The organism is Stenotrophomonas sp. YJH_SMC_130 (assembly GCF_059369035.1).
Map to the genome: position 1 here is coordinate 16,674 of NZ_JCAFSH010000008.1, position 20,027 is coordinate 36,700.

The window sequence follows — 20,027 nt, forward strand, 5'->3', positions numbered from 1 at the left end:
ATGGCAATGGATTTCTAACATTCTCTCCGTCGCCCGCACCCATCCCCGCGGGCGGCGCTTCCCTCCCTTTTCTCCTTGGGGAGGGGAGCTTTCAAATTCCCCCTTGTCCGAGAGAGACAACCATGCACGCCATTCTCAAGAAGGCCGCGCTCGCTGCAGCGCTGGCTACCGCTTCGCTGTCCGCGCACGCTGTTGAAACCAAGATCTCCGTCTACGCCGACGTCGACCCGACCCTGGCCCTGCTGCGTGATGACGGCAGCGCACTGCCGGACGCCGTCACCCTGACCCACGATCCGCTGCGCGGCCTTGTGCCGAGCACCCAGCATGTGCGCATCCACTCCAACGATGAGAAGGCCGATATCGAAGCCAAGATCGGCGGTGCCTTCGCGCTGGTCAACGGTGACGGCAAGGTCACCGTGCCGATGACCGTCAGCCTCAACCGCCGCGCACTGGCGGAGAGCCCGATCGAATTCAAGGCTGCCGATCTGTTCACCGGCGCCGGCTCCACCCCCGGTGCTTCGATCTCGATGCCGCTGACGATTGCCCAGACCACCCCGGCGCCGATCACCACCAAGGGTGCCTACACCGGCATCGTCAACATCGTGCTGAACCAGAAGGCCACCACGCCGTAATCCCCGCGCCGGCCCGCACGCCGGGCCGGCCGCTTCTCCAGCGGTACTCCCATGACCCCACATGCCCCCGCCGTTACCCGGCTGGCGGTCGCGCTCGCCTTGGCGCTGGCAACGCCGCTGGTGGCGGCGCGCGGCGTCCCGCCCGGTTTCGAGGATCTGGTTGAAGGCCAGACCGAACAACTCGACATCCAGCTGTTCGGCCGCTCGGCCGGGCTGTCGCCGGTACGCGTGACCCTGGAACACGTGCAGCTGGAAGCGCCCGGGCAGGTGCTGCAGTCGCTCGATCTGTCAGCCGAGGCGCAGGCCGTGCTGCTGCCTGCGTTGTCGCAACCGATGCCGCGCAACAGCCACCTGGCCTGCCGCTTCGGTGGCGCCACGGCCGGTTGCGGCTATCTCGACCCACCGGAGGACCCCGCTGCCGTGCGCGCGCTGTACGACGAAGGCGAGGGCGCGGTGCGCCTGTTCGTTGCCCGCCAGTGGATTCCCGGCGAGCCAGCCGCAGAACGTTTCCACACCGTCAGCGCCAATGCCGAGAACGCTTTCCTGCACCAGCAGGTGATCAATGTCAGTGGCAGCCGCGATTACCAGGCGCTGTCCGCGCGTGGCACCGGCGTGCTGGGCCTGTTCGATCGCGGGCACGCCTTTGCCGAATGGAACTTCAATCAGCAGCGCTACCGCAGCCGCAGCAGCGACAGCGCGTTCCAGTTCGACAACGTCTATTACCGCCATGACCTGGGGCAGGCGCACTACCTGCAGGCCGGGCGCATGGACCGCCGCAACCTGTCCAGTCCGCAGGGCGGCACCTTCAGTTTCAGCATGCTGCCGCTGGACCGCTTCCAGGGCGTGCGCGTGGGCACCACCCAGGCCTATGTGGATGCCGATGCCGCCGTGCAGGCCACGCCGTTGACCGTGCTGCTGGCCCGCGACGCGCGCGTGGATGCCTACGACGGCACGCGCCTGCTGCAGACCTCCTACCTGCAGGCCGGCATCAACCAGATCGATACCCGCACCTTCCCGTTCGGCAACTACAACGTCACCCTGCGCATCTACGAAGACGGCGTGCTGGTGCGTACCGAAGACGCGCCCTTCGACAAGGGCGGCGACTGGACCAACAGCCAGTGGCAATGGTTCGTGCAGGGTGGCAGGCGCAACGAGCGCCGCAGTGACCGCTTCGATGGCGAGCGCGTGGCCGTGGCCGGCATGCGCGTGCCGCTGGGCCGCGACCTGGCGATGGTGGCCGGTGCCGCCGACCTGGGCGGCTTCCGCTATGGCGAACTGCGCGTGGACCTGCGCCGCCTGTATGCCACCCAGGAACTGCGCGCCAGTTTCGGTGGCATGCGCGGCAACGATGGCAGTACCGGCCAGCAGCACCAGCTCTCCTACCGTCGCACCGCGTCCTGGAACATCTACCGGCAGCGCATGCGCGGCAAGGCCTGCCAGTTCGAGGCCGATGCGCGCGACCAGCTGGGCTGCATCAATTCGCTCAGCGCCTCGATGGCGCTGCCGGTGGCCGGTGGCAGTGCCCATGTGGGCTTTACGCGGCGCCAGACCTGGCGCGCCGGGCGCACCCTGCCAGGCCTGGAAGACGATCCGCTGGCCGGGCTCGACCCGCTGCTGCCGCCACCGGCGCCGTGGCAGCCGCGTCGCGAGCCGCAGCTCAGCCGCACCTGGCAGGCCAGCTTCAACCGCAGCCGCCGCTGGCAGGATTTCAACGTATCGACCCGGGTGGGCGTGTGGCAGCAACGCAGCACGGACAGCCTGCGCGGCAGCGACCAGCGCGACCGCGGTATCTATTTCAATCTGAGCCTCACGCGTCTTCTGCGCGGCACCGCCGGCAGCGGCCAGCGCCGCTACAGCGTGGACGTGCGCCAGCCACAGCATCAGCGTCCGGATGTCACGTACAGCATTGGCCAGAGTCTGCGCCAGGAGCTGGACGCACAGTACCGCGAGGTGTCTGCCGAACTGCGCGGCAACAACAGCAATCGCTACAGCGCCACGCTCAGCGGCCAGCTGCAGAACAGCCTGGGCCAGAGCGGCGCCACCCTTGCGCACTACCAGCAGCGCGGCCGCAGCGAAACCGCCTACAGCGGTATGCACAGCTCCGGCTTTGCACTGGGCAAGCGCGGCTTCTACTGGAGCGGAAGCAACGGCGCTGACGCGGGCCTGGCCGTGCAGGTGGCCGGCTCCGACGACATCGACCTGCGCGGGGTGGCTGCCGAACTGCAGGTGGGCGGGCTACGCCGACAGCGTTTGCAGATCGGCGAGCGACGGCTGCTGCCGCTGCAGGCCTATCAGTCGCAGCGCGCTGAAGTTCAGGATGCCAGCACGCTGGACAGCATCGCCGCCATCCGCGTGACCGGCGTGGGCGGTGCACGGCCGATGTTCCTCACCCCCGGCAAGCTGATGCGCATGCCGGTGCCGATCGAAGTGACCTACACCTTCATCGGCAGCGCCAAGGACCTTGGCGGCGCGCCGCTGGGCGGCGCCCGCATCCTCAATGCGCCGGTGCCCGGCACCAGCGCCAACGGCAGCTTCGTTGCCGATTTCCCGCGTCGCGAAACAACGCTGTACCTGCTGCAGGACGACCGCCTGCTGCATTGCCCGCTGCAGGTGCGCGAGCGCCGCCAGGTGGTGCTGCTGGTCGGCGCCGTGCACTGCGAGCCGCTGGCCGTGGCCCAGCTGCCGCCCGAGATCCGCCAGCAGGCCCGCGTGACCCGCCTGCTGCAGGAACGCGCGTTGGTTGCCGCCACACCCCAGACCGCTGCTGCAGGAGGTACGCCATGAGCCGGCGTTGGATGTGTGTGCTGATGCTGGTGTGTGCGCTGGTGCTGGTGATGCCACGGGCCTGGGCGCAACGACTGCCTGAAACAGATCCGCCGAGCGGTGTGATTGGCCAGGACATAAATATGGCATGGGACCGTTCGGCGATGCCAGGGGACATTGAGATATGGGCGCCCAAGACACTTATTGCGCACGAAGGCACCGGGACCGCCGGATATGGGCATTTGTTCCTCACTTGCGCTTCGGAGACGGATTCATCTACTGGCAAGTGTGCGACAGAAGATACCCATGAGAGCGCGCGAGGGATTCTTTCCCGAGTCCCAGTTCGCCTGACGGAACGTCGTGGGGGAATGCCTGCAGAGGTCACAGTCAAGGGCGCGCTATATCGGATTGACCCTGTCACTTGGTGCAGTAGTGACTACTGGCATCGCGAGCTTTACACCCTCTATCCATCGTATGCGCAGACTTGTCTCGGAGAACCGGTTGTTGGAACCGGTGCGAGCTTGCTATTGGAAGCCGATGAACTCCAGGGACTCACCGCTGGACATTGGCAGGGCAAGCTGGAGCTCGATCTACGAAAGCCGCCATCACAGAGCCTTGCAAAGTACGTTTTCAACTTCGACTTCACAGTCACCGACTACGACGCGATCTCGATCTACTTCCCGGGCTTCGACGGCATTGCCCCACTGGTCAACATGGACCTGCGCTACGACCCCATCCGCAAGATGGTCGGCGGTTACAAGGAAGTGGACATGTGCCTGTACGACGGCGTGGGCTCGCAGAGCGAATTCCTCGGTGTCACCGTGCGCGACAGCGGGCCGCGTCCGCCACCCGGGCGTGACTTCGCGGTCTGGCACCAGGACGGTGGCAGCGACGATACCCAGCGCCTCGACTACCACGTTCGGCTGAGTTACGGCGGCAACGAGCTGGCCATGAAACACGGCGAGGAACAGCTGCTGCGCGGCATCGACAGCGCGCAGCTGCGCATGGTGCTGCTGCCGGGCATCAGCCAGCCCGTGTACTGCGTGCCCACGCCGCTGACGCTGGAGACACCGCCCACCCCCATCGCCAGCCAGCGCCCCGGTATCTATGAGGGCGAGCTGACGGTAGAGCTGCGCGTGCCGACCGCCAAACCCTGATCCCCACGGAGGCTCATCATGAAAAAACTGCTGTTCTGCCTGTTGCCGTTGAGCGCGCTGCTGGCCCAGCCGGCACAGGCCAACCTGTCCATCTATCCGATGCGTGCAGCGGTGGATGCCAGGCACGGCACGCAGATCCGCGTGTACTCGCAATCCACCCAGCCGCAGTACGTGCAGGCACGGCTGTTGCGCATCACCAACCCGGCACAGCTGGATGAGGAAGAGATCGAAGTAGAAGCCGCCGACGCGGCGATTGCCATCACGCCCGGAAAGTTCGCACTCAGCGGTGGTGGCAATCGCCTGATCCGGGTGATTCCGCTGCAGACCGTGGAAAAGGAGGCGGCGTACCGCATCTACTTCGAGGGTGTCAAAGGCCCGGATGAAGCCCCTCTGGAAGACGCTGAACAGACCGCGCAGGCCAATGTCGGCGTCAGCCTGGTCTGGGGGGCACTGGTGAACGTGGTGCCGACCAAGGGCAGCGTGGATCTGCAACTGCAGGGTGACACCCTGCGCAACACCGGCACGCTGCGTGTCGGCATTACCGGTGCATCCGAGTGCAATGCCAGTGGCGTGTGCACACCGCTTGAGCTGTCGAAGAGCCTCTACCCCGACGCTGCGCTGACCCTGCCGGTCCAGCTCCAGCCCGGCAGCACCCTGCAACTGCAGTACCGCTTGTCGAACGACGGCTATCGCGATCACGTAACGACCCTGGCGCCGAGCGCCTGACCTTCATGGCCCCGCGTCAGCGCGGGGCTTCATTTCCCTTTGGTGTTAAGGAGAACGAGCATGAATCGAATCTATCGACGTATCTGGAGTGTGGCCAAGCAGTGCTGGGTGGTTGCGGGCGAGGTCGCAAGAGTCCGCGGCAAGCGCAGCGCAAACCTGAGCGCCAACGTGGCAGTTTTATCTACATTGCCCGTCCTGCTGCTGTTCATGGGCAATGTCAGCGCCGACAATTTTGGCTCGAAATGCACAATCAATCAGTATCCGGATTGGATCTCATGTCTGCCATATGCGGGGCTGGACGACAAGTTCACCCAGGCGAGCGTGGGTCCCAATAGCGCCAGAGTCCTGGCAATGGGGAACGGAGCCTATGTGCAGGGCAGGGAATCCACGGTCTTTGGACATCAGGCCAAGAGTGTGGGTGACCGGAGCGTGGCATTCGGCTACGGCGCCCAGAACAAGCAGGGTTACAGCACCGCCTTTGGCGCACATGCTCTTACAAATGGAATTGGCGCTGTCGCATTGGGCAATGGGGCAAGTTCAACTTACATCGATGCCATTTCTATTGGGAGCGGATCTGCTGCGGGGAGGTCAGGATATTCCGGTGCGATCGCGGTGGGTGGAAACAGCAGTGCAGACTTCAATGGTGTGGCCCTTGGTTTCAAGGCGAAGGTATCGGCTGCAAATTCCGTTGCACTTGGGACAGATTCTGAAGCTCATGAGCAGGGTACTGTTTCCGTCGGCACAAGTGGAAACAAGCGGCGGATTGTCAACGTGGCTGACGCGCGCTTGAATGCAACAAGTACAGATGCGGTCACCGGTAAGCAGTTGTACGCCACGCATGTGTTGGCGCAATCAGCATCTAACCGCATCAATGCCGACTCACTTTCACTCGGCAAGGGAGCTGTCGCTGAGTCAGATGCGTACTATGGCGCAAGCACAGCGTTGGGCAACAATGCAAAGGGTTATAACGGCGCGAGCGTTGCCCTCGGTGACGATGCACGGGCAGGTGTGGATGCCGCTGGGAACAAGGCCAATGGAAGCTCGGGGGGCGTCTCGGTCGGCTCCGGTACCCGGAGTGCACACGGTGCCGTTGCCATGGGACACAAGGCCATCGCGGGAGGAAATTTCTCCGTTGCGATCGGCACCGATGCCGTGGCCAATCAAGAGTTGAGTACGGCCTTCGGAAAGAGCAGTATCGCGGGCGCTCAGCAGACGACGGCCTTGGGGCGAGGGACACAAGCAACGGCGAAATTTGCAACCGCAGTGGGCAATCTAGCCAGGGCAACGGGCATCAGTTCGCTCGCCCTTGGACACAGCGCACATGCTGGGCATGAGGACGCCGTTGCGATTGGCGCCGGTTCGGTAACCGCTTCAGCCAGCTCCGTTTCGGTCGGTAGCGCCAGCAGGAAGCGGAAGATCCAGTACGTTGCTGATGGTGTAGTGGGTTCAGGCAGCACCGATGCCATCACGGGTAACCAGCTGTTCCAGACCAATACCCGTCTCTCGGCCGTGGAGAAGACTGCAGGCGATGTCACGGGTGAACTGGCCACGGTGAAGTCAATCGCACAGGCTGCCACGAACCGCATCGACGCCACCAATGTCGCACTCGGTAAAGGCGCCACTGCAGAGAATGCGAGCTTCGGCATCAGCACTGCACTCGGCAACAACGCCAAAGCGTACAACGGCCGCAGCGTAGCGCTGGGCGACGACGCACGCGCTGGTGTGGATGCGGACGGTAACAAGGTGGCCAACCAGAACGCGGGTGTCTCGGTTGGTGCCGGGACCCGCAGCGCCAACGGCGCCGTCGCAACCGGCTTCCGTGCCAACGCAAGCGGCAACTTCTCTATTGCTGTAGGCGGCGACGCCAAGGCCGAGGCAGAGCATGGTACGGCGGTTGGTTATCTGAGCAAGGCCAGTGCCAGCCAGGCCACCTCACTGGGGCGTGGCAGCGAGGCGACGGCGCAGTTCGCCAGCGCGCTGGGCAATCTGGCCAAGGCTACGAACACCAGCTCCGTGGCATTGGGTGACCGTGCCCAGGCCTCTCATGAGAACGCTGTTGCGCTGGGTGCAGGCGCAGTGACGGCTTCGGCCAATTCGATATCAGTTGGCAGCGCCAGCAGGAAGCGCAAGATCCAGTACATCGCCGATGGCGCGGTGGGAGCCGGCAGTACCGATGCCATCACCGGCAACCAGCTTCATGCCACCAATCAGGCCGTGACCAAGGCCCAGACAGCCGCTGACGCGGCGACCACCACCGCCAATGAAGCAAAGGTGGAATCGGGCAAGGCGCTGGCCGAGGCGGTCGCGCTGGGTGGCCTGGTCAACCAGACCGCTGTCAATGGCAACGTTCGTATTGGCGAGAAGAACAGCGGCACCGTGCTGGATGTGCGCAATAGCGCGAACGCGAATCGGAACCTGACCGGTGTGGCCGACGGCGTGGTCGGCGCCAGCAGCTATGACGCCGTCAACGGCAGGCAGCTCAATGCCACCAATGACAAGGTGACGACGGTGGAGGGCGTGGCCAGGTCTGCGGGCGAAGACGCTGCTGTGGCGAAAACTGATGCAACCAAGGCACTGGCCGAGACAGCTGCGCTGGGCGGGCTGGTGGCGCAGGTATCTGCGTCTGGCGATGTGCGCCTGGGCGGGAAGAACAGCGGTACGACTTTGGATGTGCGTAACAGCGCCAATGCTAACCGGAAGATCAGTGGCGTTTCAGACGCAGATCTAGGGGAGACTAGTACGGATGCCGTATCGGGAAGGCAGCTACATGCGACGAACGAGTCAATCTCAAAGGTTCAGTCTTCAGTAGAGGGCGCTGAGCGCCGTGTTGAAGTAGTAGAAGAAACGACCAGATTCTTGTCGATCGGCTCTTCAAGTGATCGAGATGCTGCCAAGAGCGGGGTTCTGGGTATTGCTCTGGGAGAGTCATCCGAGGCGTCGATTCTATCTGAGGGGGCGGTGGCGATTGGCGCGTTCTCTCGTGCACAGGGTGAAGCATCGATCGCGATCGGTCGAGCCTCGTGGGTCCATAGCTCTGCAAGCGGTGGCTTTGCACTTGGTACTCGATCAATTGTTGAGGAGACGAATGGAGTTGCCATTGGCGCTGGGAGCTCTGTGACGAAGGGGGCGCTCAATAGCGTTGCCTTGGGGGATAGCTCGGTGGCTAACGAAAGTCGAACAGTATCTTTTGGAGATGGAGTGCTTCAGCGCCGTTTGGTGAACCTTGCCAATGGCACTGCCGACCACAACGCCACCACCGTCTCTCAGCTCAAGGACTCCCTCGCCACCCTCGGCGGCGGCGCAGGCATGGATGCCAGCGGCAGCATCATCGCCCCGACCTACGCGGTGCAGGGTGGAACGCAGAACACCGTCGAGGATGCACTGATGGCACTCGATGGCGCTGTCATCACCGCGGGCCGACGCGCGGACAAGGTGGAAGGTCAGCTCAGCTCGATCTTCCAGGATTCGCCGTCGGCCCGTGCCGATGGCATGAACCAGATCGCGCTGAATGGCGTGAATGGCATGGTGCTGACCAACCTGGCTGACGGCCGAGTGGCGCCAGGAAGCCGTGATGCCGTAACCGGCAGTCAGTTGTACGCCGCAGAGCAGAAGATCTCGCAGAATCGGAATGATCTGGAGGCGATGCGCAAGGAGCGGGAGATGGGCGCGCAGGCAATGCGTGGATTGGATGCGAGCGTCATCGATTACGGTGGTGCGCGTTTGACTGGCGTGGCCGAGGCGACTCTGTCGGCTGATAGCTCGGATGTTGTGCGTGGCAGTCAGCTCTATGAGACCAACAGCCGTGTTTCGGAGCTTGAGGATGTCGCACAGTTTGTGAGTATCGGATCAGCGCCCTTCAGTGAACGCGCCGAAGCAGGTGTGGCAGGCGTTGCGGTTGGAAATTCAGCAAAGACGGGACTGGAGGGGGGAACTGCGGTAGGCACGTTTGCGGAGGCGATGGGGAAGAACTCCACCGCAATTGGTAGAGCGGCGGCTGTCTCTGTGGACTCTGCGAATGGATTCGCAATGGGGGTCGGTGCACAGGTCGGTGGAGGCGCGGGCGGTGCGAATGAAGGTATCGCGATTGGTGCTGCCGCAAGAGTTGAAGGCGGAGCTCATGGCTCCCTAGCACTTGGAAACGGTTCCCTGGCAGATGAAGAAGGAGTCGCGTCATTTGGCGGTGTTGGCATGAAGCGCCGCCTCGTAAACATCGCCAACGGCACCGCCAACCATAACGCCGCCACCGTCGGCCAGCTGCGCGGCGCACTCTCCGCTCTCGGCAGCGAAGTCGATGCCAACGGCAACATCGTTGGCCCCAGCTTCAACGTGCAGGGCCAGTCCCAATCCACCCTCAATGGTGCATTGGAAGCGCTCGACGGCGCGGTCGTCAGCACCACCTCGCGCGTGAACCAGGTCGAGTCCCAGCTCCGCTCCGTGTTCCAGGAAACCCCCTCGGTCCGCGCAGACGGTACCCAACAGCTCACCCTGGCCGGTGCCAACGGCATGGTCATCTCCAACGTGGCCAACGGCCTGATCGCGGCTGGCAGCCGCGATGCGGTCAACGGTGGCCAGCTGCACTCGATGCAGCAGCAGCTCAACGGCCGCATGGATGGGCTGGAGCAGCGCATCGACGATCAGCCGCAGGCCCGCGCCATGGCCGCGGCATCCACGCCGTCGCCATCCACCGAAGAGATCGCGCCGACGCCGGAAACCAGCGGTTCGCCGCAGATCGCCTCTACCGGTGAAGGTGACAAGCCCACGCCGCAGCCGAAGTCGAAGCAGGACGACACGCCCAAGCCGCAGGTCGACACCGCCGAGCTGGAGAAGATGCTGGCCCGTGCCAACGAGTACACCGATGGTGCGATCAGCAATTTCGAGCGCCGCCTGGACAAGATGGACAAGCGCTTCAACCGCATGGCGGCGATGAGCAGCGCGCAGAGCGCGATGGCGATGAACACCGCCGGCCTGGCCACCTACAACCGCCTGGGTGCGGGCGTGGGCTACAGCGAGGGTGAGTCGGCGATGGCGGTGGGCTACCAGCGCGTGCTCAACGAGAAGGGCTCGGCCACCTTCAGCCTCAATGGGGCGTTCACCAACAGCGGTGAGCGCAGCATGGGCGTCGGCGTCAGCATCGGCTGGTAAGCGATGGAGCCCCGGCGTGACGCGCGTAACCCGCCCCGCCGCGCCGGGGCCCTTGCCGAGGAAATGGCCATGTACCGTTGGGTAAGCCGATTCATCAGCTATCGCACGTTCTATCTGTGGCGGGCGCGGTATTACTACTACACCCGCAATCTGGACCGCTGGCTGCTGTTCGCCCTGCTGTGCGTGGCGGGCACGTGCTTGGCGGCCTGGTACACCTGGCGGGTATCGAGCGTGCCGCCGCCGCGCGTGCATCCGGAGGCGGCCGCGCTGCGCGTGGAGAACATCACCCAGGAGGCGATCCATCGCATCGTGCTGGTGCGGCATGGCGGCCCAACCCCGGGTGAGCCGTTCACCACCCCGGAGGATGTCCGTGCTGGCACGCTGCGCACACTGCGGGTGCGGCAGCTGCTGGACAGTGCGATGGTGTGGCAGCTGAAGGCCCACATGTTGGCCGACATCGCGACGTACATCGATGCCACGGGAAGCTGCTTCCCTTTCCCGTGCTGGCAGGTGAGCCATCGGCTGGAGCTCATGCGTGCGGCGGAGGCGGAGAACGCGGCCATCAATCGGGCGCTGGAGCCGGTACTGGAGATCCCGCTGGACAGGATGCCCAACCTCAACGGCGGTGAGCGCGCGCGGATACAGACGGCGTGGTCCGATCCGTTCGGCGATGTCTACAACCAGACCTGGTTGCTGGGCGATCTGCAGAACATGCACGCGCGGATGATGATGGCGTACCCGCAGCGCGTGGGAGCTCCCTGGTTGATGCGCCTGCTTGGCGATGAGACGGAGGAGCAGCACCATGATGTCTGGTAGGGCAACGCACTTTCTGTAGAGCCGAGCCATGCTCGGCTGCTCTTCGGTCAGCTATCCGGATGCCTGATGCACCGTGCGGACCAACGGTCCGCACCTACCAGAACCTGCGCGACCGTCACCCGCCGACGTACGCGGTGATCTCCGCTTCGGCCAGCAGCTGCCGCAACTGTGCGACAGACGCGCGCCGCATCGGCTTCTCATCCACCGGGGACAGCGGCGCCTGGCGCAGCGCATCGTACGGCAGCACGGCCAGGTCGAAGGTCAGCTCCTCGGCACTGAACACCCACACTGGCACATCCAGGCTGCGCTCGCGGTCCATGCGCAGCCGGCGCGTCCGCGATTCGGCGGGGATGCCGTGCTCCTCCAGGAAGCGGTGCACGGCTTCCGGGTCGTCGCTGTGCAGGTGCAGCTGCACCGGGCTGTTGGCATCGGCGGTACCTTCCAGCACCGGGCCGGCCAGCCGTGGGGCGAAGCCGTGCAGGAACTCCAGCGCACGCATCGCGGCCTCGCGGCGGCGCTGAAGTTCGCTGCCGTGCTGGGGGCCAGCGAACAGCCGCTGGTACTCGCGCAGGGCGTCTTCGATCTCGGTGTTGCGGGGCAGGGAGGCATCGTCGTGGATGCCGAGCCGGCTGGCGGCCTTCAACTTGGCCTGGTGGTAGTCGCGGATGCCGCCTTCAGCCATCAGGCGGGCGGCTTCGTGGGCGAGGCGGTGGCGCCGCTCGCGGGTCTGGCTGGCAGCATGCTGACGGGCGCGGTGCATGCGATGACTCCTGTTGCGACCTGGCTACAGACTAGCGCACGGATGTGACATCCGCGTGGGTATTTCAAGGTGGGGATGTAGAGCCGAGCCCATGCTCGGCTGCTCTACGCGGGGGCCCTGAGCCGAGCATGGGCTCGGCTCTACAGTCGTAGCGGTGCCAACCCACGGTTGGCACCCACCTGGCCCTTCCTCAGAAGATATCGAACGCGGCGGCGTCGGCCTGCGGCGTATTGAGGTTCAGGTCGTAGTCGGTCAGGCGGTCCATGTCTTCCACCTTCACCCACTCGGTTGCGCCGTTGAGGGTGGCCTGGACCATGCCGCTGGGCGGCTCGTTCTGCGCGATCGGGGTGTCCTTCAGCGCGGTGCGCATGTAGTCGATCCAGATCGGCAGCGCCGCCTTGCCACCGTATTCGCGGTAACCCAGCGAGCGGAAGTCGTCGCGGCCCACCCACACGGTGGTCACGTACGGGCCGCCGAAGCCGGAGAACCAGGCGTCACGATGGTCGTTGGTGGAGCCGGTCTTGCCGCCCACGTCCTCGCGGCCGAGCACCTTGGCCTGCACGCCGGTACCGCGCTGGACCACGTCGCGCATCATCGACACCAGCTGGTAGGCGGTGCGGGCGTCGATCGCGCGCGGGGCGGTGCGGGCATCCGGGTTGGCCGGAGCGGCGGCAGTTTCGGTCTTGGCTTCGGCCTTGGCCGCAGCGGCCGGGTCCACCTTCGGGGCCGGGGCGCCGAAGTTGAAGCCATCCACCACCTGGTTGACCGGCTGATCGCTGCTGCCCGCACAATCGCGGCAGGCCAGTGCCGGGTTTTCCTTGAACACCAGGTTGCCGTCGCGGTCATTGACCTGGTCGATCAGCCAGGTATCCACGCGCGAGCCGCCATTGGCGAACACCGCGTAGCCACGCGCCACCGACAGCGGGGTCAGCGAGGCAGTACCCAGCGACATCGACAGGTTCGGCGGAAGCTCCGATTCGGCGAAGCCAAATTCGCTGATGTACTTGCGCGCATAGTCCACGCCCATGCCATCGAGCAGGCGCACCGAGACCAGGTTGCGCGACTGCACCAGCGCTTCACGCAGGCGCATCGGGCCGCGGAAGCCGCCGCCGTCGTTCTGCGGGGCCCAGGTCTTGCCGCGGCGATCGCGGAACACGACCGGGGCGTCGAGCACGATCGAGGCCGGGTTGTAGCCCTTGTCGAACGCTGCGGCGTAGATGAACGGCTTGAAGCTGGAACCCGGCTGGCGGCGGGCCTGGGTGGCGCGGTTGAACTTGTTGCCGGAGAAGCTGAAGCCGCCGACCAGCGCCTTCAGCGCGCCGCTGTGGGCATCCAGCGAGACCAGCGCGGATTGGCCGCGCGGGATCTGGTCCAGCAGCCACTCGCCCTCCTTGGCACCGGCGCGTACGCGCACGATGTCGCCGCGCTGCACCAGCTTGCCCGGGGTCTTGTTGGTCCACTTGGCGGCACCGGCCGGCAGCACGATCTCGGTGCGGTTGGCCAGCACCACCGTGGCGCTGCCATCGGCAGAGGTGCTGGCGACGATTGCCGGCAGCAGGCCGGCCTGGCCGTACATGCCGCGCAGGTGCTCGGCCAGCGCGGCGGTATCGTCGCCGGCGCCCAGCTGCACCTGCTTCTCCACGCCGTGCCAACCGTGGCGGTGGTCGTACAGCAGCAGGCCATCACGCACGGCCAGGTTGGCCGCAGTCTGCAGGGTGGAATCGATCGTGGTGGTGACGTGGTAACCCTTGTTGACCACGTCGCCGCCGAAGCGGGCGATCATTTCCTGGCGCACCAACTCGGCCACGTAGGGTGCATCGACCTGCACCGGCGGCTCATGCGCGGTGGCGTGCATCGGCACGGCCTTGGCCGCGTCGGCCTCGGCCTGGCTGACGAACTTCAGGTCGGCCATGCGCTGCAGCACGTAGTTGTCACGACGCTGGCGGGCACGTTCCGGGTTGGAGATCGGGTTGCCCGACGAGGGGAACTTGGGGATACCGGCCAGCGAGGCCATCTCGTCCAGGTCCAGCTCGTTCAGCTTCTTGCCGTAGTAGAACTCGGCGGCGGCGGCCACGCCGTAGGCGCGGTTGCCGAAGAAACTCTTGTTCAGGTACAGCTCGAAGATCTCGTCCTTGCTCAGCTCGGACTCGATCTTGCGCGCCAGCAGGATCTCGGCCAGCTTGCGGGTATAGCTGTACTCGGAGCTGAGGAAGAACTGGCGGGCGACCTGCTGGGTGATGGTGGAGCCACCCGGCACGCGCTTGTCGTTGGTGGTGGCCAGCAGCCAGACCGCACGGCCGATGCCCATGTAGTCCACGCCGCCATGCTCGTAGAAGCGGGCGTCCTCGGTGGCCAGGAAGGCCTGCTTCAGCCGCTCGGGCACGTCCTTCATGGTGACCGGGGTGCGCCGGGTCTCGCCGAACACCGCCATCAGCTTGCCGTCGGCAGCGTAGACGTACATCGGCTCCTGCATTTCCACGTCGCGCAGGGTCTGCACGTCGGGAAGCTTGGAGGAAACGGCATAGTACAGACCGCCCACGGCGGCCGCGCCGATCAGCGCCAGGACCAGGACAATCAGGAAGATCCAGCGCAGCCAGCGGCGGAGTCGAGTCATCGGGTTCAGATTCCGATTGCGGATTTCGTGGTCGCAGAGTATAGATTACGCAAGGTGGCGGCTGGGGTCGGCACCGGGGAGCGCAAGGGGAACAGTCAGGGGCTGCATGGTGAATCCGTGAGGGATTTCACAGCAGGGCCGTTGCCATTTGCTAAGAATACGTTATTAATGCTCGGACGCAGGTCTTGCGTCCAAGTGCCCGTCGGCAGGGGAGAAACCGTGGGGCTCATCCCAAAAAGTCAGTCGCCGCTTGTAGGCGTCGACATCAGTTCGACTGCGGTAAAGCTTTTGCAGCTGTCCCGCAGCGGCAATCGTTTCCGCGTGGAACATTACGCTGTGGAACCTCTTCCGCCGAATGCGGTGGTGGAGAAGAACATCGTTGAAGTGGAGGCCGTCGGTGAGGCCATCCGCCGGGCGATGAACCGTTCAGGCAGCAAGGCCAAGCTGGCCGCTGCCGCCGTCGCGGGGTCGGCGGTGATCACCAAGGTGATCCCGATGCCGGCCGATCTCGACGAAAACGACATGGAAGCCCAGATCGAGCTGGAAGCGGTCAACTACATTCCGTATCCGATCGAGGAAGTGAACCTGGACTTCGAGGTGATCGGGTCGATCCCGAACAACCCGGAGATGGTCCAGGTGCTGCTGGCCGCGTCGCGTTCGGAGAATGTCGAGCTGCGCCAGTCCGCACTGGAGCTCGGTGGCCTGCAGGCCAAGGTGATGGACGTGGAGGCCTTTGCGGTCGAGAACGCCTACGCCCTGGTCGCCAGCGAGCTGCCGGTGTCCATCGACGGCGTGGTTGCGCTGGTCGACATCGGCGCCACCATGACCACCCTCAATGTCCTGCGCGGCGGCCGTAGCCTTTACAGCCGCGAGCAGGTGTTCGGTGGCAAGCAGCTGACCGACGAGATCATGCGCCGCTATGGCCTGAGCTACGAGGAAGCCGGGCTGGCCAAGCGCCAGGGTGGCCTGCCGGAAAGCTACGAGATGGAAGTGCTGGAGCCGTTCAAGGAAGCCACGGTCCAGCAGATCAGCCGCCTGCTGCAGTTCTTCTATGCGGGCAGCGAATTCAACCGCGTCGATCACATCGTGCTGGCCGGCGGCTGCGCCGTGCTCGGTGGCCTGCCGGAGATGGTCGAGGAGCAGCTGGGCGTGCCGACCGTGGTCGCCAACCCGCTGGCGCAGATGACCCTGGGGCCGAAGGTGAACGCGCATGCGTTGGCCCAGGATGCCCCCGCGCTGATGATCGCGACCGGTCTGGCGCTGAGGAGCTTCGACTGATGGCACGCATCAATCTATTGCCCTGGCGCGCCGAGCGGCGCAAGCAACGCCAGCGCGAGTTCTACGCAATGCTGGGCATGGCCGCTGTCGGTGGCCTGCTGTTGTCGCTGATGATCTGGTTCTATTACGACCGCCAGGTGAGCGGCCAGATGGACCGCAACGCCTATCTGGAAGCCGAGATCGGGAAGGTCAAGGAACAGAACAAGGAGATCGATCGCCTCGACGCGCAGAAGGAACGCCTGCTGGCCCGCAAGAAGGTGATCGAGGAACTGCAGGCCAAGCGCTCGCAGATGGTCCACCTGTTCGACGCACTGGTGCGCACCATCCCCGACGGCGTGGTGCTGACCGCACTGAAGCAGGAAGGGGATGTGCTGACGCTGGAAGGTCGCACCCAGTCCAATGCCCGCGTTTCGGCCTACATGCGCAACCTGGAGACCTCCGGCTGGATGACCAATCCGGAGCTGTCGATCATCGAAGCGCGTGACCCGGAGAAGGACAAGGATGGCAAGGTCGGTCCGCTGGCCGACATCAAGGCGCTGCCCTACGTGTTCGTGGTCAAGGTGAAACTGCCGGCACAGAGCGAAGAGGTCTCGGCGACGCCGGGCCTGAACGCCGATGGCTCGGTGGCGACGGCGGCGCCGGCACCGGCACCGGTGGCTCCGTTGGCCGCAGGTCCGGATGCCGCGACGCCTGCGGCGCCGGCAGCGGGCCAGCCGGCAGCGGCTCCCGCCGCACCGGCCGCTGCACCGCCGGCCACTCCGGCCAAGCCGAACCAACCGGCCGCTCCGGCTGCCGCGCCGGCTCCGGCACCTGCCCCGAAGCCTGAGGGCAGCCGCCTGGCGCAGCCGCCGCAGGCCTTCAATGCGCTGCTGCAGGGGGATCGCGCATGAGCCAGAAGATCGACATCAAGAACCTGGATTTCAACGACATCGGCAACTGGCCGCAGAAGGCAAAGATCGTCTTCTGCTCGTTGCTGGCACTGGTCATCATGTTCGTGGCGTGGATGCTGCTGATCAGCGGCAAGCGCGAGGAGCTGGCCGGCCTGGAATCGAAGGAAGTCGAGCTGCGCACCGAGTTCACCAAGCAGCAGGAACGCGCGGTGAACCTGGAGCCGCTGAAGCAGCAGCTGGCGCAGATGGAGCAGGTGCTGCAGCAGATGCTGCGGCAGCTGCCGAGCAAGACCGAAATGCCCGACCTGATCATCGACATCTCGCAGACCGCGCTGTCCAGCGGCCTGACCAACGAGCTGTTCGAGCCGGAGCAGGAGCAGATCAAGGAGTTCTACGCCGAGAAGCCGATCAAGCTGCGCATGGTCGGCAGTTACCACCAGTTCGGCGCATTCGTCAGTGGCGTGGCCTCGTTGCCGCGGGTAGTGATCCTGACCATGCATGACATCAACCTCAAGCCCAAGGAAAAGACCGGCGGCAACGTCCGCAGCGGTGCACTGGAACTGTCCGGTACGGTCAAGACCTACCGTTACCTGGACGAGACCGAAGTGCAGGCGCAGCAGGCGGCTGACGCTGGCAAGGAGGGCAAGAAGTGATGCGCGCGCAGACCGTACGTGGTGCGATGGTGCTGGCTGTACTGCTGCTGGCCGGTTGCGGCCGTGGCGTGACCAGCACGCCCGGCGACGCACCGAACCTTGAGAAGTGGGTGGAAGGCGAGCGGGCGCGACCGGCGCAACCGCTGGAGCCGCTGCCGGTGATGCAGCAGTTCGAGACCTTTGAATACTCCGCGCAGGGCATGCGCGATCCGTTCACCGATGCCTGGACCAATCCGCAGCAGGGGAACGGCGGATTGCGACCGGACCCGAACCGGCGCAAGGAGCCGTTGGAAGGCTTCCCGCTGGATGCGCTGGACATGGTCGGCACCATCGGTACCGGTGCAGGCACCGTGGCGCTGGTGATGGGGCCGGACAAGGTCACCTACCGGGTCCGCCCGGGCGGTTACCTGGGGCAGAGCGACGGGCGGGTCACGGCGGTCTTCGAAGACCGCGTGGAGCTGATCGAACTGGTGCCGGATGGCGCGGGTGGCTGGCTGGAACGGCCGGCAACGCTCTCGCTTGAAGATCAATGATCGTTTACTGGGGATAGCACGATGACCTTTCACCAAGCCAAGGGGCTGCGTCCCATCCGGCGCTCTACCTTGAACCGTGTCAGCGCGCTGGGAGTCGCGCTGATGCTGGCCTGCGCTCCGGCGCTGGCTGCCGCACCGGCGGAAAAGCCGGTGGGCGCCACCGTGGCACCGGCCGCTGCGCCGGCAGGCCTGTCGGTGGCCAAGATCGATTTCAAGCGTGGCGATGACGGCGCCGGGCGCCTGATCGTGCAGTTCGACGGGCAGGGCGCGATCCCTGACCTGCGCACGCAGGGCAACAGCGTCGTGGTCGACGTCGGCAATGCCCGACTGCCGGCCAACCTGCAGAAGCCGATGAACGTCACCGACTTCGCCACGCCGGTACAGCGCATCGACGCCAAGCCGTCCGGTGCCGGTACCCAGCTGGTGCTGAGCACCGGGGGTGCCGTGGAGTCGCTGGCCTACCAGAGCGGCAATGAGTACGTGGTCGAGATCAGCCCGCGACAGGCCCCGGCCGCCGTCGGCGCGGTCACCGCCGGCAGCGTCACCCAGGCGGCCAAGGCCGTCGGCCAGCGTGGTTTCACCGGCAAGCCGGTGACCTTCAACTTCCAGGACGTGCCGGTGCGCACCGTGCTGCAGTTGATCGCCGAGGAGTCCAACCTGAACGTGGTTGCGTCCGACTCGGTGCAGGGCAATGTGACCCTGCGCCTGGTCAATGTGCCATGGGACCAGGCGCTGGACATCGTCCTGCGCGCGAAGGGCCTGGACAAGCGTCGCGATGGCAGCGTGATCTGGGTGGCGCCGCAGGCTGAACTGGCCAAGTTCGAGCAGGAGAAGGAAGACGCGCGCATCGCCATCGAGAACCGCGAAGACCTGCAGACCGACTACATCCAGATCAACTACCACAGCGCCACGCAGATCTTCAAAGCGCTGACCGAGGCCAAGGGCATCGGTGGCAGTGGTGGTGGTGGCAGCGGCGGTGGTTCGGGCAGCTCGTCGCAGGAAGACAGTGGCTTCCTGTCCTCGCGCGGCCGCATCGTGGCCGACGAGCGCACCAACACGCTGATGATCAGCGACATCCCGAAGAAGATCGCGCGCATGCGCGAGCTGATCAACGTGATCGACCGCCCGGTCGACCAGGTGCTGATCGAAAGCCGCATCGTCATCGCCACCGATACCTTCGCCCGCGAACTGGGCGCGAAGTTCGGTGTCAGCGGCAGCCGTGACAACGTGTACTTCAGCGGCAGCCTGGATGCCAATGCCGAGACCCGCAAGTCGCAGGTCGCAACAGACCTGGCCAACGCCAAGGCCGAGCGTGACTGGGAAGCCGGTGGCCGGGTCGGCCCGCCGCCGGTGAAGTCCGGCTCGGCGATCACCCGTGGCCTGAACTGGAACCTGCCGGTGGCCGCCGCCAGCAACCCGGGTTCGCTGGCACTGTCGATCCTCAATGCCGGCTACCTGCTGGACGTGGAACTGTCGGCCATGCAGCAGGAATCGCGAGGCGAGGTGATCTCCAACCCGCGCGTGGTCACCACCAACCAGCGCGAAGCGATGATCAAGCAGGGCAAGGAGATCGGTTACGTCACCATCAGCGGTGGTACCGCTGGCGGCGTGGCGACGCCGAACGTGCAGTTCAAGGAAGTGGTGCTGGAGCTGAAGGTCACCCCGACCATCACCAACGACAACCGCGTGTTCCTCAACATGCAGGTGAAGAAGGACGAAGTCGACCAGCTGATCCAGCTGGAGGGCTACGGCACCGTGCCGTCGATCAACCGCCGCGAAGTCAATACCGCGGTTCTGGTCGAGGACGGGCAGACCGTGGTGATCGGTGGTGTCTACGAGTTCACCGATCGCAACAGCATCAGCAAGGTGCCGTTCCTGGGCGACGTGCCGTTCCTGGGCAACCTGTTCAAGAAGCGCGGCCGCAACAAGGACAAGGCCGAACTGCTGGTGTTCGTCACCCCGAAGGTGCTGCGCGTGGCCAAGCAGAACTGAGCCATCGCTCCGAAGTCTTCGAAGAAGGGCCGCCCTGTGCGGCCCTTCCTCGTTTCCGCCGGTAGATCCAC

13 protein-coding genes are annotated in these 20,027 nt (G+C 65.1%); 11 read left to right on the forward strand and 2 right to left on the reverse strand.

Going from position 1 to position 20,027, the window contains the following annotated elements:
• Positions 1 to 122: 122 nt before the first annotated feature.
• The 6 genes from AC5P5V_RS11610 to AC5P5V_RS11635 all read left to right on the forward strand — a co-directional run bounded on the left by AC5P5V_RS11610 (position 123) and on the right by AC5P5V_RS11635 (position 11,236).
• Positions 123 to 632, forward strand: coding sequence for a CS1 type fimbrial major subunit (locus tag AC5P5V_RS11610; RefSeq protein WP_134968547.1), 510 nt, complete (start codon positions 123 to 125; stop codon positions 630 to 632).
• A 51-nt stretch (positions 633 to 683) separates the two neighbouring features.
• Positions 684 to 3,416, forward strand: coding sequence for a TcfC E-set like domain-containing protein (locus AC5P5V_RS11615; RefSeq protein ID WP_231352279.1), 2,733 nt, complete (start codon positions 684 to 686; stop codon positions 3,414 to 3,416).
• A gap of 50 nt (positions 3,417 to 3,466) precedes the next feature.
• Entirely contained in the window at positions 3,467 to 4,552 is a 1,086-nt protein-coding gene (locus tag AC5P5V_RS11620; RefSeq protein WP_495215888.1) for a CblD like pilus biogenesis initiator family protein, read from the forward strand.
• An 18-nt stretch (positions 4,553 to 4,570) separates the two neighbouring features.
• A complete protein-coding gene (locus AC5P5V_RS11625; protein ID WP_134968924.1) occupies positions 4,571 to 5,278 on the forward strand; it encodes a pilus assembly protein in 708 nt (235 codons plus the stop codon).
• A 60-nt stretch (positions 5,279 to 5,338) separates the two neighbouring features.
• Entirely contained in the window at positions 5,339 to 10,420 is a 5,082-nt protein-coding gene (locus tag AC5P5V_RS11630) for an ESPR-type extended signal peptide-containing protein (protein ID WP_134968923.1), read from the forward strand.
• Positions 10,421 to 10,489: 69 nt separating this feature from the next.
• Positions 10,490 to 11,236, forward strand: coding sequence for a hypothetical protein (locus AC5P5V_RS11635; protein WP_134968922.1), 747 nt, complete (start codon positions 10,490 to 10,492; stop codon positions 11,234 to 11,236).
• Between the two features lie 115 nt (positions 11,237 to 11,351).
• Here AC5P5V_RS11635 and AC5P5V_RS11640 read toward each other — a convergent pair whose 3' ends face one another.
• Both AC5P5V_RS11640 and AC5P5V_RS11645 read right to left on the reverse strand, forming a co-directional pair.
• On the reverse strand, positions 11,352 to 11,996 hold the full coding sequence (locus AC5P5V_RS11640; protein ID WP_061479340.1) for a hypothetical protein: 645 nt from the start codon (positions 11,994 to 11,996) through the stop codon (positions 11,352 to 11,354).
• A gap of 190 nt (positions 11,997 to 12,186) precedes the next feature.
• Positions 12,187 to 14,610: a penicillin-binding protein 1A gene (locus AC5P5V_RS11645; RefSeq protein ID WP_134968921.1), complete on the reverse strand. Its 2,424-nt coding sequence runs from the start codon at positions 14,608 to 14,610 to the stop codon at positions 12,187 to 12,189.
• Between the two features lie 219 nt (positions 14,611 to 14,829).
• Between AC5P5V_RS11645 and AC5P5V_RS11650 the strand changes: the two genes are divergently transcribed.
• From AC5P5V_RS11650 to AC5P5V_RS11670, 5 genes are read left to right on the forward strand one after another with little or no spacing between them, the layout of a single operon-like run.
• The gene (locus AC5P5V_RS11650) at positions 14,830 to 15,888 is read left to right on the forward strand and encodes a pilus assembly protein PilM (RefSeq protein ID WP_014038321.1); all 1,059 of its coding nucleotides are present in this window, start codon (positions 14,830 to 14,832) and stop codon (positions 15,886 to 15,888) included.
• Complete coding sequence (locus AC5P5V_RS11655; protein ID WP_231352277.1) at positions 15,888 to 16,778, forward strand: PilN domain-containing protein; 891 nt, start codon at positions 15,888 to 15,890, stop codon at positions 16,776 to 16,778. The genes AC5P5V_RS11650 and AC5P5V_RS11655 overlap by 1 nt, the downstream gene beginning before the upstream one ends.
• Complete coding sequence (locus AC5P5V_RS11660; protein ID WP_049411380.1) at positions 16,775 to 17,431, forward strand: type IV pilus inner membrane component PilO; 657 nt, start codon at positions 16,775 to 16,777, stop codon at positions 17,429 to 17,431. Before AC5P5V_RS11655 ends, AC5P5V_RS11660 begins: the two co-directional genes overlap by 4 nt.
• Positions 17,431 to 17,964, forward strand: a complete 534-nt coding sequence (locus AC5P5V_RS11665; RefSeq protein WP_005418914.1) for a pilus assembly protein PilP — start codon at positions 17,431 to 17,433, stop codon at positions 17,962 to 17,964. The genes AC5P5V_RS11660 and AC5P5V_RS11665 overlap by 1 nt, the downstream gene beginning before the upstream one ends.
• 21 nt (positions 17,965 to 17,985) lie before the next feature.
• Positions 17,986 to 19,956, forward strand: a complete 1,971-nt coding sequence (locus AC5P5V_RS11670) for a type IV pilus secretin PilQ (RefSeq protein ID WP_065179084.1) — start codon at positions 17,986 to 17,988, stop codon at positions 19,954 to 19,956.
• Positions 19,957 to 20,027: the final 71 nt, after the last annotated feature.